Genomic DNA, 14,432 nt, shown 5'->3' on the forward strand with positions numbered 1-14,432 from the left:
CACCGTCGCCCAGGAACCCGGCGCCAAGGCTGTGACCCCTGCACCGGGCTCCCCCGTCTAACACGCACGGTCTGATCGCACTACTTCTTCCACGGTGTGCACACCCACCGGCCGACGGAGTAGACGCAGGCGCGGAAGCTGCGGCCGCCCCACTGGTCGACGCCCCCGGCGGTGGCGATGGTACCGCGGCGCTTGGCGTAGCAGCCGTGCCAGGTGCGCCCGCCGGTGTCCGACCAGTCGAGCGTGATCTTGTCCCCGCTCTGGAGCCCGCCGCCCAGCGCGAAGTAGACGTGCCGTCCCTTGTAGATCCGGGCCCTGGACCTGTCGAGATGGACGTACCCGAAGGAGGTCTGGGCGCTGGCCAGCTTCGTCGTCCCAGCCGTCGCGCGCTCGTGACTGACCCGCGGTCCGCAACTGTAGTCGAGGAACCCGGGCCCTGCGGCATTCGCCGCACTCGGCACCGCCAGCACCGCGAGCCCTGTGGCGAGTGCCGCACCGATCATCAACTTTCGCATGTTCCCTCCCGAGGTGATCCGTCCCACGGATCATGCGCCGCCCCGGGTTGAGGATCTGTTGAGCTTCCGTTGAGGGCGCTCGCGGGCCGTACGCGCGGGCAGGTCAGGGTGTCCGCTAAGGATCCACTCAATCCCGCCGAGCGGTCGGCGGCGGCCGAGGAACGCCGGGAGGCCCCTCGCCGTAACCCGGCCAGGGGCCTCGAAGAGCTCGTACGAGATCGCTCAGTCGTCCAGGTGAGCCATGAAGATGTCGTCGGTGTCGGTGGCGCAGTCGGCGTCGCCCCACCACACCAGGACCGGCGCGTGCAGCTTGATCAGGCCGTGCAGCTCGCCCTCGCACATGGTGTAGAACGGGCCCTGGTGGTCGTCGTCATCGTTGTAGGCGAGGGCCGGCGTGGTGGCGAGCAGCAGAGCGGCGGCGGTCATGGTCACGGCGGCGACGGCGGTTCTGTACATGGTGATCCCCCGATGAGGTGTGAGGCGGTCGTTCGCCAGCCTTCGTACCCGCAGAAGTGGATCAAGTGGTTAAGGGTTGCGCCCGGAGCTCTTTACCCGAGCCCCCACTCCGCCCGCAGCCCGGCCAGCGCCTCGTGGAACCCCGGGAACGTCTTCTTCACGCAGCCCGGCTCGTCCAGCGTGATTCCCGGCGTGCGCAGGCCCGTGATGCTGAACGACATCGCGATCCGGTGGTCGCCGTGGCAGGCGATCTCGGCGGCGCGCGGGCGGGCCGGGTGGATCTCGATCCAGTCGCGCCCCGTGGTCACGGGAACGCCGAGCCGGCGCAGGTTCTCGGCGCAGGCGTCGAGCCGGTCGCATTCCTTGATACGCGTGTTGTAGACGTCCTCGATCCGTACGGGGCCGTCGGCGAAAGGGGCGATGGCCGCGAGCGTGGGGACGGTGTCGGAAATGTCGCGCATGTTGGTGGTGAGCCCGCGCAGGCGGCCGGTTCCCGTCACGGTCACCGTATCGGCGGACATGTCGACATCCGCCCCCATCCGTCCGAGCACCTCGGCGAAGCGTACGTCTCCCTGGAGCGAGCCCGATCCCAGGCCGGGAATGGTGACGCTGCTCCCGGTGAGCGCGGCGGCGGCGAGCGGGTAGCTCGCCGTGGAGGCGTCCGGCTCAATGAGGTGGTCCGTGGCCGTGTACGGTCCGGGCGGCACGACGAAGGTGTCGCCCGCACGCCGCACCTCGACCCCGAAGCGCCGCATCATCGCCAGAGTGATCTCCACGTACGGCGCCGACACCAGGTCGGTCACCGTGATCTCCAGTCCTTCGGCGGTGAGCGGCCCCAGGAGCAGCAGCGCGGTGAGGAACTGCGAGGAGAGCCCGGCGTCCAGGGTGACGCTGCCGCCCTTGACCCCGTTCGCCCGTACGGTCAGCGGGTGGTGGCCCTCTTCCTCTTCGTGGGTCAGGTCCACGCCGAGTTCGCGCAGTGCGCGGGTGATGGGGCCGAGCGGGCGGCGGCGCATCTGGGCCGAGGCATCGAAGTGGAAGACGCCCGTACCGGCCGCCGCCAGGACGGGCAGGAAGCGCGAGGTGGTGGCGCCGTCGCGGCAGAACACCTCGGCCGCGTCCGCGGGCGGCCCCTCGGGACGGCCCTCGACCGTCCAGACTCCAGGCTCGCGCTCCACCCGGTAACCGAGCGCGATCAGCCCTTCGGCGAAGCCCTCGGTGTCGTCGGAGTGCAGCGGCCGCCGCAGCGTCGTGGTACCCCGCGCGGCGGCGGCGAGGAACAGGGCGCGGGCGGTGATGGACTTCGAGCCTGGAACCTGAAAGATACTCACCTCAAGGAGCGTAGAGGAGCCTAGAGCTCGGCCGGCCTCGACGGGGCGCTGCCGCCGGACCTCGCCAGCCACGCCGCGACGCCGAGCACCGCCGCGGCCAGGGTGCCGAGCAGGGCCGTGTTGGCCACGTCACCGGCCCCCGGCACCCCGCCGGCGAACACCGCCGCCATCGGCACCAGCACGACCACCGCCCGCCGCCCGACGGGCGACCGCAGCGCCATCGCCGCCACCACGATGGCGGCCAGATAGCTCCATCCATATGAGATCAGCAGACTTCCGGCCGAACCGCCGAGCACCACGGCCGTCCAGCCCAGCAGCCGCCGGGTGCCGATCGCCGCAGGACCAGGCGACGGTGCGGCGACGAGCATCAGGGCACAGAGGACCAGAGGCAGCACCATGCTGCCCAGCGCCACGGGCTCCCCCATGACGAGGATGACCCCGTCGGTCACCACATATTCGGGGGACCAGTCGCGCTCCCGCTGCACCTTGGACCACGCGCTCAGCACCGCGTAGAGACCCGCGCAGGCGGCCGCCGCCCTGGACCGGCCGAGCCAGGCGAGCAACGTCATCAGCCCGTACGGCAGCGCGTAGACCACCAACTCCAGCAGTTGCGCCGCCTCCCCCTGCACGACCGGCCCCTGCATCGCCCACGCGCCATAGGTGGCGGCCCGGATGAGGGCGGCGGCGAAGAGCGCGAGCGGCGCGATGAGGGCCGCGACCTCGATCGCGTCCCGCCAGTGCCGCCGCGCGCCGGGGCCGGCGGCGTGGCTGACGGCGTGGCTGACGGCGTGGCGCAGGCGGATCGACAGGCCACCGCGCACCACGTCGTACGTGTCGCGCACGGCCGGCCGCTCCCGCCCGGGCTCGGCGCTCGCGAGCAGCACCGCGATCATCTCGTCCCCGTGCCGTGTGCGGTGCTCCTTCGGGTATCAGGCCAGCAGCCTGCGGTATCGCCGTTCCAGGGAACTCATGCGGCACCCCCCGGGTTCGGGACGAAGCCCAGTCGTGACAGCCGGCCCGTGGCCGTCTCGACGTTGTGCCGCAGCCGCTCGGCCTCCGCCGCCAGCCTGGCCGTGCCCGCCGGGGTGAGCCGGTAGTAGCGCCGCGCCCGCCCGTCCACGATCTCCTCCCCCTCGGGTGCCACCAGGCCGTCTCCTTCCAGCCGGTCCAGCGCCGCGTACAGGGTGCCGGCCCGCAGGCGCACCCGCTCACCGGAGATCCGCAGCACGTCGGTGATGATGCCGTAGCCGTGCTGCGGCCCGCCCGCCAGCGCCGTCAGGATCAGGAACGTCGGTTCCTGCATCGATCGGGTATTCATGACAACGATATATACCGATGATCTGTCTATAAGCGCAAGTGGCAAAGTTCACCTCACATTCACCTCGCCCGCCGGATGTACGCCCGCCGCCGGGTAGGGAAGGATCATGCGCTACAACGTCCTGGCCTGCGACTATGACGAGACTCTGGCCGAGCGCGGCCACGTGCCGGAAGAGGCGATCGAGGCCCTGGAACGGCTGTCCCGCTCAGGGGTCAAGCTGCTGCTGGTCACCGGCCGCGAGCTGGACGACCTGCTCTCCGTCTTCCCGCACCCGGGCCTGTTCGACCAGGTGGTGACGGAGAACGGCGGCGTCCTGTACGACCCCGGCGAGCGCACCTGCGACGACCTGGCCGACCCGCCATCCGCCGAACTGGTGGACCGGCTGCGCGCCGAGGGCGTCACCCCGCTCGGGGTCGGCCGGGTGCTGATCGCCACGCGCGAGCCCCACGACGTCCACGTGCTCACCGCGATCCGTGAGCTGGGCCTGGAGCTGCAGGTCATCTACAACAAGGGCGCGGTCATGGTGCTGCCGCCCGGGGTCAACAAGGCCACCGGCCTGGAGGCCGCCCTCGACCGCATGGCCCTGTCGCCGCGCGGCACGGTGGCGGTCGGGGACGGGGAGAACGACCACGCGTTCCTGACCGCCGCCGAATGCGGCGCCGCCGTGGCCAACGCCCTGCCCGCGCTCAAGGAGGCCGCCGACGTCCGCCTCGACGGGGCGGCCGGCAAGGGGGTGACCGAACTCGCCGGCATGCTGCTGAGAGGCGACCTGGACGAGGTCGAAATCCCCCGCCGCCACGTCCTCCTCGGCCACAAGGCGGGCGAGAACGGCAAGGCCGGCCGGAACGACGAAGCCGCCGCGAACAACGGAGCCGGCAAGACCGGCTCGAACGGCAGGGCCAGCGCGGACGACAAGACCGGTGCGAACGGCGGCGCGGGCACGGACAGTGACGCGGGCACGGACGGCGGTGCGCGTGGCGGCGAGGATGCGGGCGAGGGTGTGGAGGTGCGGCTGCCGCCGTACGGTGTCGGGCTGCTCGTCGTGGGACCCTCGGGCAGTGGCAAGTCCACCGCCACCACCGCCCTGCTCGAACGGCTCATCGGCGCCGGCTACCAGTGCGTGATCGTGGACCCGGAAGGCGACTACGCCGAATATCCGGGCGTCACCGTGCTGGGCGACCCCGACCGTGTCCCGGGCGTCGACGAGGTCGTTCATGTGCTGGAGCAGCCCGGCAGCACCGTGGTGATCAACCTGATCGGCCTGCAGCTCCGCGACCGCCCCGCCTACTTCGCCGAGTTGCTGCCCCGCCTGACCGGCCTGCGGGCCAAGCTCGGGCACCCGCACTGGCTCATCCTGGACGAGGCCCACCATCTGATGCCCGCCGAGGTACGCCACGTACCCCTCAAACACCCCGGCGACGTGGGCGCGCTGCTGATGATCACCGTGCATCCCGAGGCCCTGAGCCCGGCCGCGCTGGAGCTGGTGACCGGCACGATCGCGGTGGGCAAGGAGCCGGCCGAGACACTGGCCGCCGTCGCGGCGGCGCGAGGCGGACGGCCCCCGTCTCTCCAACTGACCGAGGACGGCGACATCGCCCTGTGGTCCGTCGGCGACCCGTCCGCGCAGCACCTCACCCTGACCCCAGCCCGCATCGAACGCACCCGCCACCGGCGCAAATACGCGGCGGGCACCATGGACAGGGACAAAAGCTTCTACTTCACCGGCCCCGAGGGACGGCTGCGCCTGCGCGCCAGGAACCTGCTCACCTTCGTAGAGCTTGCGGAGGGCGTGGACGACGACACGTGGCTCTACCACCTGCGCAGGGGCGACTATTCGACGTGGATCCGCGACAGCCTGGGCGACGCCGAGCTGGCCGACGAGGTGGCGGCCCTGGAACAGCAGGCCGAGCAGCTCGCCCCGGAGGAGAGCACCCGGCGTGTGGCCGGCCTCATCGGCGACCGCTACACCCTGCCCGCCGAACCCACCGCCTTCGACCCGGACCACGAAGACCGCCCGAACCACCGGGACCACTCGGAACACTCAGATCATTCGAACCACTCGAACCACTCGAACCACTCGAACCACTCGGATCGCTCGGATCGCTCGGATCGCTCGGATCGCTCAGATCATTCGGATCGCTCGGATCACGAGGACCAACCGGATCACGGTCCGGACCACCGAGACCAACCGGACCACCGAGACCAACCGGACCACCGAGACCAACCGGACCACGGGAACGACCAGGATCACGGCGACCACCCGGAGCGGCCACGTGACCGATCGGAGCGGCCAGGCCGCCCCGATCGCCAGGAGGCCTGATCAGGCGGGAGCCACCGGAGGCTTGATCGGGGTGCGGCCGCGGCCGAGGACCCAGAGCATGGCCGCGAGCGCCGCCACCTGGAGCGGCCACCCCATCACGATCTTGGCGAAGCCGAGCGCCGCCACCGCCTCGTCGCCACCGCCGAACAGGTAGACCGGCCCCTGCACCGCCACCCGCACCGCGCACGGCAGCATGAGCAGCCAGGTCAGCCGCATGCACAGCCGCACGATGCCGGGATCCTTGTGCCAGGCGGTCGGATCACCCGTGACCGAGCCGATCAGGAAGCCCACGACGGGCCACCTGGTCACGATCGAGATCAGCATCGCCACCATGTAGCCCGCGTTGTAGAGAATGCCGGGCAGAAAATAGTCTTTCGCGTCGCCCGTACGGCTGGCGAAGAAGGCGCCGATCGCGATGCCGATCAAGCTGTTGATCACGAACTGTGGCGTGGAGCGCTGCACGACGCGCACCAGCAGCAGCACCACCGACAGCGAGACGCTGACGATGAGCGCCAGCTTCAGATCTTCGGTGGAGATCCAGGACACCGTGAACGCGATCGTCGGGACCGCCGCCTCGATGATGCCGCGCACACCGCCGAACGCCTTGGCGAGCTGGGCTCGCACCGCCGCCTCCACAGTGTCGTGGGCGACCTCTTCTGCCTCAGCACTCACCGGCTCAACTCCCTGGGCGCAGCTCGTAACGCGGATTGAACATCACCTTGCGCCCGTCCTGCATGCTGACCAGCCCCTCGGCCTTGACCGTGCGGCCGGGCTCGATGCCCGCTATCTTGCGGCGGCCGAGCCAGACGAGATCGATCACGTCGGACCCGTCGTAGAGCTCGGCTTCGAGTGCGGGGGCGCCACCCCGCGGACGCAGTGTCACCGTACGTAGCGTACCCGCCACGCAGAAGCGGCGGCGCCCGCCACACGACACGATGGGGGTAGCGCCGACCTCGTCGGCGTCTTCCCGGAGTTCCTGGGCCTCGATCTCGGACTGGGTAGTGGCCAGCCGACTGAAGAACCCGCGCAATCCCCCACGTTTGGGGGGCTCTGCCGTACTCATGATGACTCAGCCTATGTGATGTCAGCCCTTAGCGAATCTCACTGATTTCCGGCCCTCGTTTGAACGGGTTGAAACCGGGGCCTTCCGTCGGCGTCTCGCCCGTCTCGTCGTTGGGACGGCGCAGCGGAATCGGCTCCTCACGGGCCATCGGCTCGTTGCCGCGGACGACCACGACGTCCTTGATGAAGTCGATGAACGCCGCCGCGACCTTCTCGTCGGCCGCCGCCTTGCCGGAGATGACCGCGAGCAGGAACCAGCGCGGGCCGTCGATCCCGAGGTAGCGGGCCGGCCTGGGCTGGCCGTCGACCTTCATCTCGCCGGTCAGCTCACCGCCGAACGGTCCCTCCCGCTCCTCCAGGTGCTTGGCCTGCGACACGATCTTGGTCTTGACCTCGTCCCAGAGGCCGGAGCTGCGCGGCGCGGCCAGGGCCTGGAGCTGCAGCGAACTCTCCTCGTACAGGACGACGACCCCCACGTGCTGGTCTCCTACCGAGGCCAGCCGTACGTCGAAGTCCGGGTTGTGCGGCAGCCGCAGGCCGCCCAGGTCGATCCTGTCGGTCTCCGGGTGGGGCTCGTCGGCGTCCCACGGGCCGGACTCTCGCGTGGGGGCGGCAGGCTCCTGCTCAGCCACCTGCTCCGGCTGCTCACGACGACGACGTCGGAACACGTTCCTCACTCTCCCTGCTCATCGGGCCGTTGTCCGGCCCATTGTTCGGGGGGGCCACATTCCGGCCCATTGTTCGGGGGGCCGCTGTCAGGCCCCTTGCCAGCCACTTGTTCAGCGTCCTGTCGAACCGAACCCGTTGGCGCCGCGCACCGACTCGGGCAGGCGCTCGACCTCGGAGAAGAGCGCGTACTCGACCCGCTGGATCACGAGTTGCGCCACGCGGTCGCCGCGCTGGAGCCGGAACGACTCCTTGGCGTCGGTGTTGATCAGCGTCACCCTGATCTCGCCCCGGTAGCCGGCGTCGACCGTGCCGGGGGCGTTGACCAGCGTGACGCCGTGCCTGGCCGCCAGCCCCGAGCGCGGATGCACGAACGCCGCGTAGCCCTCGGGCAGGGCGATCGCCAGCCCGGTGCCGATGACGGCCCGCTCGCCGGGCAGCAGTTCCACGTCCTCGGCCGCGTAGAGGTCGGCGCCGGCGTCGCCCGGGTGGGCGTACGACGGCACCGGCAGCTCCGCGTCGAGCCGCTGGATGAGGATCTCTGCTCTGCTCAAGGGTTCACCTCGTAGTCCTGGTGTTCGGCGGCGATGGCGGCCAGATCGCCATGCTTGGCGAAGTGTTCCATGTTCACCTCGATGAACAGCGCTGCCGCGCGGACGGCGACCGGTCCGTCGGGAGCGCCGATGCGCCCCTCAGCCTCAAGGTACGCCTTTCTGCCCGCGATGCCGTTGCACCAGGCGCGCAGGTGGAGTGTCGTGCCGACGGGAACGGGGAGCAGATAGTCGGTCTCCAGGCGTCCCGTCACATACGGCTTGTGGAACAGGTAGACGGACATTCCGATGACCTCGTCCATCGCGGCGGCCAGCACACCGCCGTGCGCGAGCCTGGGCGCGCCCTGGTGCGCCTCCCCCACCGTGAACTCCGCCTCGACCGTGGCGCCGTCGGGCGTCATGGCCGCGAGGTGCAGCCCCGTCGGATGCTCGGTGCCGCAGCCGAAGCAGTTGCTGTAGTGGGAGCCCAGGCTGCTGCCGGGGGTCGGCGCGGCGGGGTGCGCCACGGGCATGGCGGCGTCCGGCGGCGGGGTGGTGAGGGAGGAACGTGTCACGGGTGACGAGGTTACTCCGTACGCACCCGCCCCCCGGCATCACCGTCACCCGGCCCACCGTCGCCTGAACCCGAACCAGAAGCGGGGCCAGGACCGAAAGCGGGATCAGGGCCGGAGCCGGAGCTCTAGCCGGGACTGGGGCCGGGGCGAGAGTCCGAACCGGACGCCGGACCTGAGCCCGAGCCGGGGTCCGAGGCCGGACCTGAGCCCGAGCCGGAGCCGGAGGCGGGGTCGGGGCCCGAGCTCGAACCCGAGCCCGAACCCGAGCTCGAGGCGGTGGCTGGGCCGGGGGGTGAGCCGGGGTCGGTGCCGAAGCCCCGGCCCGAGCCGAAGGTTGGGCCGGGGCCCGTGTCCGGGCCCGTTGGCTGGAGTTCGCCTGGTGGGGCCGTGTCGTGGCCGGGGGGTAGTTCGGGTGGTTTGTGGCGAAGCTCCGGCAAAGCGCGGTAGATGACCGCCGCCACCGGCACGGCCACGGCCGCCCCCGCGATGCCCGCCAGGATGCCCCCGATGGCCAGCACCAGAATGATCGCCAGCGGATGGAAGTTGAGCGCCCGCCCCACGATCAGCGGCTGCAGCACATGGTTTTCGAGCTGCTGCTCCACGATGAGGATCCCGAGGAAGATCAGCGCGTAGACGATCCCCTTGGCCCCCAGCGTGACCAGGGTCGCGACGGTGCCGGCGAAGAAGATGCCGACGATGGGGATGAAGCTGGCGAAGAAGATCAGCACGGCCAGCGGCGCCCACAGCGGCACCCCCATCCCGGCCAGCACGATGCCCATGATCAGGCCGTGCACGGCCGCCACGGCCACGGTGCCCTGGACGTAGTGGGAGAGCGTGGCCCACGCGGCCCGCCCCGCGCGGTCGACGCGCGGCGACACCCTGCCGAACCCCTTGAGGAACCACGCCCAGATCCGGTCGCCGTCCTTGAGCAGGAAGAACGTCACGAACAGCAGCAGCACGATGGAGGCGAGCACCTCGACGGCCACCGCCCCGGCCGTCAGCACGGTGTTGCCGATGGCCGCACGCTGCGTGTTGACCATGTTGGCGATCTCGTCGACGTAGCCGGTGATCTGCGCTTCCTTGAGATGCAGCGGCCCGGTGATCAGCCACGTCTGCACCGACCTGGCGGTCTCCTGCACCTGTTCGACCAGGTTGGGGAACTCCTCGCTGGCCCGCGCCCCGACCAGCCACCCGGTGCCGACGAGCACGGTCAGGGCCACCAGCATGGTGATCCAGGTGGCGTAGATGGGCCGCATGCCGGCGCTGCGCAGGCTGTTGGTCAGCGGATAGAGCAGCGCGGTCAGCAGGAGCGCGATCGCCACGGGCAACGCCACGAAGGTCAGGCGGGCGATCACCTGGATGAAGAAGTAGACGACCACGCCGACGAGGATCAGGCAGGCACACCATGCGGCCGTCTTGGCCAGCACGGGTGGCACGAGCTTGGTGGGGCGGTCGAGCTGCACGTGTTCAAGACTGGCATGTCCGGGCCGGAGATGCGCGCGGATAACCGCCCGGACAGCTCACGGCGTAATCATCGGCCCGATGATCGGCCTGATGATCGGCGCAACGACCGGCCCATGATCAGCCTGATGATCGGCGCAACGACCCGCCCCATGATCAGCCTGGCGAACGGCGTGACGGAGTGCCCAAGGATCGGGTCTGTGCAAGGGGTGGCGGCCGTGTCACCGTCGTGCTCATGAAGGCTGTGGTGGTCCTCACCGTGCTCGCGTCCCTCATCGGCGCCCCCGCCCCCGCGCAAGCCTCCCGCGCCGCCCTGGCCCTGGAGGTGCTCTCCAGCCGCCCCGACCAGGTCAGCGGCGGCGACGCCCTGATCAGGGTCCGCCAGACCCGTGGTTCGAGACTCAAGGTGCTGCGCAACGGCGAGGACGTCACGGCGGTGTTCCGGCAGACCGAGAACGGGCTCACGGGCCTGGTGACCGGCCTGACGCGCGGGGACAACACGATCACGGCGGTGGCGTGGCCGTACCGGGAGAGCCTGAGGTTACGCGACCACCCGATCCAGGGGCCGATCTTCTCGGGCGCGCACCAGTACCCGTTCCTGTGCAAGACCCAGCGCGCCGGCCTCGGCCCGCCGGCGGTGGACAACCAGGACGGCCAGGGCATGCGCGTGAGCGGCGGCTGGAGCAGGGACTGCTTCGCCCCCGTCGTCACCGACCGCCTCTACCGCTCCACGGACGGCACGTTCAAGCCGATGCCCGCGGAGCGTCCCGCCGACCTGGCCACGACGACCCTGCTCGACGGCCGCGAGGTCGACTTCGTGGTACGGCGGGAGCGCGGCGTGATCAACCGCTTCCTGTACTCGATCGCCATGATCGACAACGGCTGGAACGGCCGCGCGATCTACCGTTTCGACGGCGGCGTGGCGATCGGCCACGACCAGGGCACGCTCGGCGGCAGCGCCCTCGACCCGTACGGCCTGGGCAAGGGCTACGCGATCCTGCACTCCTCCGGCACCCGCACCTCCACCCACTACAACCTGATCCTGGGCGGCGAGACGGCCCTCATGGTCAAGGAGCGCTTCATCGAGCAGCACGGCCTGCCGCTGTACACGGTCGGCGTGGGCGCCTCCGGCGGCGCCATCCAGCAGTACGCCTACGCCCAGAACCACGGCGACCGGGTGATCGACGCGGCGATCCCACAGTACTCGTATCCGGACATGGCCACCCAGACCATCCACGTGGGCGACTGCGAGCTGCTCGAACGCTACATGGACCACAACCCCCGCTGGGCGAAATGGGACGACAGAACGGCCCTGATCGGCATGAACGCGGGCGACACCGTGACGAACCCATACACCGGCGCCCAGGGCTCCGACGAGTGCGTCAACGGCTGGCGCGGCCTGACCCCGCTGGCCATGAACCCGCTCTGGACCTCCAACAACGACCCCGAGTGGCAGCTCATGGACCCGCCGGGCGTCAAGGACACCGTCCAGTGGACCCACTGGGACGACCTGTACAAGGTCTACGGCCGGGACGCCGCCGGATACGCCCGCTCGACCTGGGACAACGTGGGCGTCCAGTACGGACTCAAGGCCCTGACCACCGGAGCGATCACGCCGGAGGAGTTCCTCGACGTCAACGCCAAGGCGGGCTCGTGGAAGGAGGCGGCCGACATGGTGCAGGAGGGCTGCCCGTACGTGCCCGCCGCCTGCCCCTCCGACGTCGACCTCTGGAGCGCCCGCAACATGAACCTCGGCGACCCGGCACCCAGGCGCACGGGAGACCCCGTCGCGATCAGGAACGTGCTGCGCAGCGGCCTGGTGTTCCGGGGCGACATCGACCTGCCGGTCATCGACTGGCGGCACTACCTGGAGGACGAGCTGGACATGCACAACGCGCACCAGTCGTTCGCGTCGAGGAAGCGCATGCTGAACCACGACGGCCAGGCCGGCAACCAGGTCATCTGGTTCACCGACGCCCGCCCCGACGGGCCGATGTTCGACCAGACGCCCGAGGCGCTGCGCGTGATCGACGCGTGGATGGCCAATATCCAGAAATATCCGTCGCGTGGCGTGGTCGGCAACAAGCCCTCCGACGCCGTCGACCGCTGCTTCGCCACCGACGGCACCCAGATCGCGGCAGGACCCAACGTCTGGGACGGCGTCCTCGACCGCCGCGCCCCCGGCGCCTGCACCCAGCGTTTCCCGCTCTACTCGACCACCAGGATCGTGGCGGGCGGCCCGATCGAGGGCGGCGTCTACAAGTGCCGCCTCCAGCCGGTCGACAGGGCCGTCGCACGCGGCCTGTACGGCACCTGGCGGCCCGACCAGAACCAGCTCGCCAGGCTGAAGCAGATCTTCCCTACGGGAGTGTGCGACTACTGACGGGAAGTTCGCGCATCGTCCGCATGGGCGAGGTGAACACCCACAGGAACGCCAGGCAGGACCCGGCCGCGGCGACCAGCAGCGCGTTCCTGACCCCCATCACCTCGCCCAGCACGCCACCGAGCAGCCCGCCGAGCGGCATGGTGCCCCAGACGAGGAAGCGGATGGTGGCGTTCATGCGGCCGAGCAGCGGCTCGGGCGTGACGGCCTGACGGAAGCTGAGCTGGGTCACGTTGAAGATCACGGCGCCCGCCCCGAAGCAGAACTCGAACAGCGCGAACAACGCCAGCCGCCAGTCGGCCTGCACCCACGGCACCACGAACATCAGCGGCGCGGGCAGCCCGATGGCCAGCCAGATCGTCGGCCCCTGCCCGAACCGGGCGGCCACGCGGCGGTTGACCAGCGCGCCGACGACGCCACCGACCCCGCCCACGGCCAGGAGCAGCCCGATCGTGCCCGCCGGCAGCCCGAGGTCCCTGGCCAGAAGCAGCAGGATCGCCGGCTGGGCCATGGTGCCGAACAGGTTCGCGGTGCCCGCGCAGCCCGCGATGCGGCGCAGCAGCCGGTGCCCGAACACGAACCTGACGCCTTCGGCGATCTCCTTGCCCAGGTGGGAGCCGGCGCGTTCCCGGCGGGGCTCGCGCTTGCGAATGGTCGCCAGGCACAGCGCCGACCAGACATATCCGGCCACCGTGACGACGAGCGCGAACGGCGCGGTGAGGAACTGCACCAGGTAACCGCCGACGCTCGGCCCGCCGAGGTGCGCCACCGTGCGCAGGCCCTCCATCATCGAGTTCCCCTCGACCAGCCGCTCACGCCCGACGAGGTGCGGCAGATAGCTCTGGTACGCCGCGTCGAAGAACACGGTGAACACCCCGAGCACCAGCGCGACGGCGTACAGCTGGTAGATCGTCAGCACGCCCAGCCACCACGCCACCGGTACGGAGACCAGCGCCAAAGCCCGCGCCCAGTCGGCGACCACCATGACCAGGCGCTTGGACAACCGGTCGACGATCGCGCCCGCCGGCAGCCCGATCACCACGAACGCCAGCGTCTGGCAGGCGGTCAGCAGGCCCACCTGAACGGCGGACGCGCGCAGCGCCGTCACCGCGACCAGGGGCAGGGCCAGGTGGAGGAGCTGGGTGCCGACCTGGCTGGCGCTGTCGGCGAGGAACAGGCCGCGGAAGTCGCGCTCGCGTAACAAGCTCACCCGCAGCAGCATCGCCTACCGATTGGGAAAAATCAACCAGTTATAGGGTGACCGCCATGGGCACCCATCGCCGCCCCGCCACCGAGGCCGAGGCCCGCGCGCTCGCCTCCTCCGTACGGCTGCGCATCCTGCGCCTCTGCCTCGACCAGGCGCTCACCAACAAGGAGATCGCGGGCCGCCTCGACGCGAACCCGGCCACCACGCTGCACCACGTGCGCAAGCTGGTCGAGACCGGCTTCCTGGCCGCCGAGCCGAGCCGTCCAGGCCCGCGCGGCTCCACCGAGATCCCCTACCGCTCCACCGGCAAGTCCTGGGAGATGGACGTCCGCGAGAGCGGCGTGACCGGCGCCAACGCCGCGATCCTGGACGCCTTCCTGGAGGAGGTCAGGCTCGCCGGCCTCGAAGAGAGCAACTTCACCCGGCTCGGGCTCCGGCTCACCGCCGGCGAGAGGGCCGAGCTGCGCCGGCGGCTGCAGGAGGTGTTCGACGACTTCCGTGACCGGCCACAGTCACCTGACGGAGAGGCGTACTCACTCTTCCTGGCCCTGCACCGCGACGTCGGCCGGGACGCCTGAAAACAGCCGCCCCGGCCGTAGGAAAACCCG

At 70.4% G+C, this 14,432-nt stretch carries 15 protein-coding genes; 3 read left to right on the forward strand and 12 right to left on the reverse strand.

Annotated features, from left to right (window positions below; translation table 11 throughout):
* Positions 1–80: 80 nt before the first annotated feature.
* The 5 genes from C4V41_RS09540 to C4V41_RS09560 all read right to left on the reverse strand — a co-directional run bounded on the left by C4V41_RS09540 (position 81) and on the right by C4V41_RS09560 (position 3,620).
* Positions 81–515, reverse strand: coding sequence for a hypothetical protein (locus C4V41_RS09540; protein WP_146103601.1), 435 nt, complete (start codon positions 513–515; stop codon positions 81–83).
* A 222-nt stretch (positions 516–737) separates the two neighbouring features.
* On the reverse strand, positions 738–971 hold the full coding sequence (locus tag C4V41_RS09545; RefSeq protein WP_103955388.1) for a hypothetical protein: 234 nt from the start codon (positions 969–971) through the stop codon (positions 738–740).
* Between the two features lie 92 nt (positions 972–1,063).
* Positions 1,064–2,302 carry a 3-phosphoshikimate 1-carboxyvinyltransferase gene (gene aroA, locus C4V41_RS09550; protein ID WP_103955389.1) on the reverse strand — a complete coding sequence of 413 codons (1,239 nt, stop codon included), beginning with the start codon at positions 2,300–2,302 and terminating at the stop codon, positions 1,064–1,066.
* 20 nt (positions 2,303–2,322) lie between these two features.
* Positions 2,323–3,195, reverse strand: a complete 873-nt coding sequence (locus tag C4V41_RS09555) for a hypothetical protein (RefSeq protein WP_103955390.1) — start codon at positions 3,193–3,195, stop codon at positions 2,323–2,325.
* Positions 3,196–3,269: 74 nt separating this feature from the next.
* Positions 3,270–3,620 (reverse strand): PadR family transcriptional regulator, encoded by a 351-nt coding sequence (locus C4V41_RS09560; protein WP_235030001.1) that lies wholly within the window; start codon positions 3,618–3,620, stop codon positions 3,270–3,272.
* 106 nt (positions 3,621–3,726) lie between these two features.
* Here C4V41_RS09560 and C4V41_RS09565 point away from each other — a divergent pair, with 106 nt between their 5' ends.
* Positions 3,727–5,940: an HAD family hydrolase gene (locus C4V41_RS09565; protein ID WP_103955392.1), complete on the forward strand. Its 2,214-nt coding sequence runs from the start codon at positions 3,727–3,729 to the stop codon at positions 5,938–5,940.
* On the opposite strand, the gene C4V41_RS09570 is transcribed toward C4V41_RS09565, so the two are convergent.
* From C4V41_RS09570 to C4V41_RS09600, 6 genes are all read right to left on the reverse strand, one after another.
* A complete protein-coding gene (locus tag C4V41_RS09570; protein ID WP_235030002.1) occupies positions 5,941–6,612 on the reverse strand; it encodes a DUF3159 domain-containing protein in 672 nt (223 codons plus the stop codon).
* 4 nt (positions 6,613–6,616) lie between these two features.
* Complete coding sequence (locus C4V41_RS66440) at positions 6,617–6,823, reverse strand: OB-fold nucleic acid binding domain-containing protein (protein WP_225289212.1); 207 nt, start codon at positions 6,821–6,823, stop codon at positions 6,617–6,619.
* Positions 6,824–7,031: 208 nt separating this feature from the next.
* Positions 7,032–7,670 (reverse strand): DUF3710 domain-containing protein, encoded by a 639-nt coding sequence (locus C4V41_RS09580; protein ID WP_235030003.1) that lies wholly within the window; start codon positions 7,668–7,670, stop codon positions 7,032–7,034.
* Between the two features lie 111 nt (positions 7,671–7,781).
* Positions 7,782–8,222, reverse strand: coding sequence for a dUTP diphosphatase (dut, locus tag C4V41_RS09585; RefSeq protein ID WP_103955395.1), 441 nt, complete (start codon positions 8,220–8,222; stop codon positions 7,782–7,784).
* Entirely contained in the window at positions 8,219–8,773 is a 555-nt protein-coding gene (locus C4V41_RS09590) for a PaaI family thioesterase (RefSeq protein ID WP_103955396.1), read from the reverse strand. Before C4V41_RS09590 ends, dut begins: the two co-directional genes overlap by 4 nt.
* A 125-nt stretch (positions 8,774–8,898) precedes the next feature.
* The gene (locus C4V41_RS09600; protein WP_235030004.1) at positions 8,899–10,236 is read right to left on the reverse strand and encodes an AI-2E family transporter; all 1,338 of its coding nucleotides are present in this window, start codon (positions 10,234–10,236) and stop codon (positions 8,899–8,901) included.
* A 233-nt stretch (positions 10,237–10,469) separates the two neighbouring features.
* Between C4V41_RS09600 and C4V41_RS09605 the strand changes: the two genes are divergently transcribed.
* Positions 10,470–12,617: a DUF6351 family protein gene (locus C4V41_RS09605; protein ID WP_146103602.1), complete on the forward strand. Its 2,148-nt coding sequence runs from the start codon at positions 10,470–10,472 to the stop codon at positions 12,615–12,617.
* Here the strand turns inward: C4V41_RS09605 and C4V41_RS09610 are convergent.
* Positions 12,595–13,827, reverse strand: a complete 1,233-nt coding sequence (locus C4V41_RS09610) for an MFS transporter (RefSeq protein WP_235030005.1) — start codon at positions 13,825–13,827, stop codon at positions 12,595–12,597. The two genes, C4V41_RS09605 and C4V41_RS09610, sit on opposite strands and share 23 nt — an antisense overlap.
* Positions 13,828–13,883: 56 nt before the next feature.
* Between C4V41_RS09610 and C4V41_RS09615 the strand changes: the two genes are divergently transcribed.
* Positions 13,884–14,402, forward strand: coding sequence for an ArsR/SmtB family transcription factor (locus tag C4V41_RS09615; RefSeq protein WP_103955399.1), 519 nt, complete (start codon positions 13,884–13,886; stop codon positions 14,400–14,402).
* The last annotated feature ends 30 nt before the right edge of the window (positions 14,403–14,432 follow it).

The organism is Nonomuraea solani, assembly GCF_900108335.1.
GTDB classification, from domain to species: Bacteria; Actinomycetota; Actinomycetes; order Streptosporangiales; family Streptosporangiaceae; genus Nonomuraea; species Nonomuraea solani.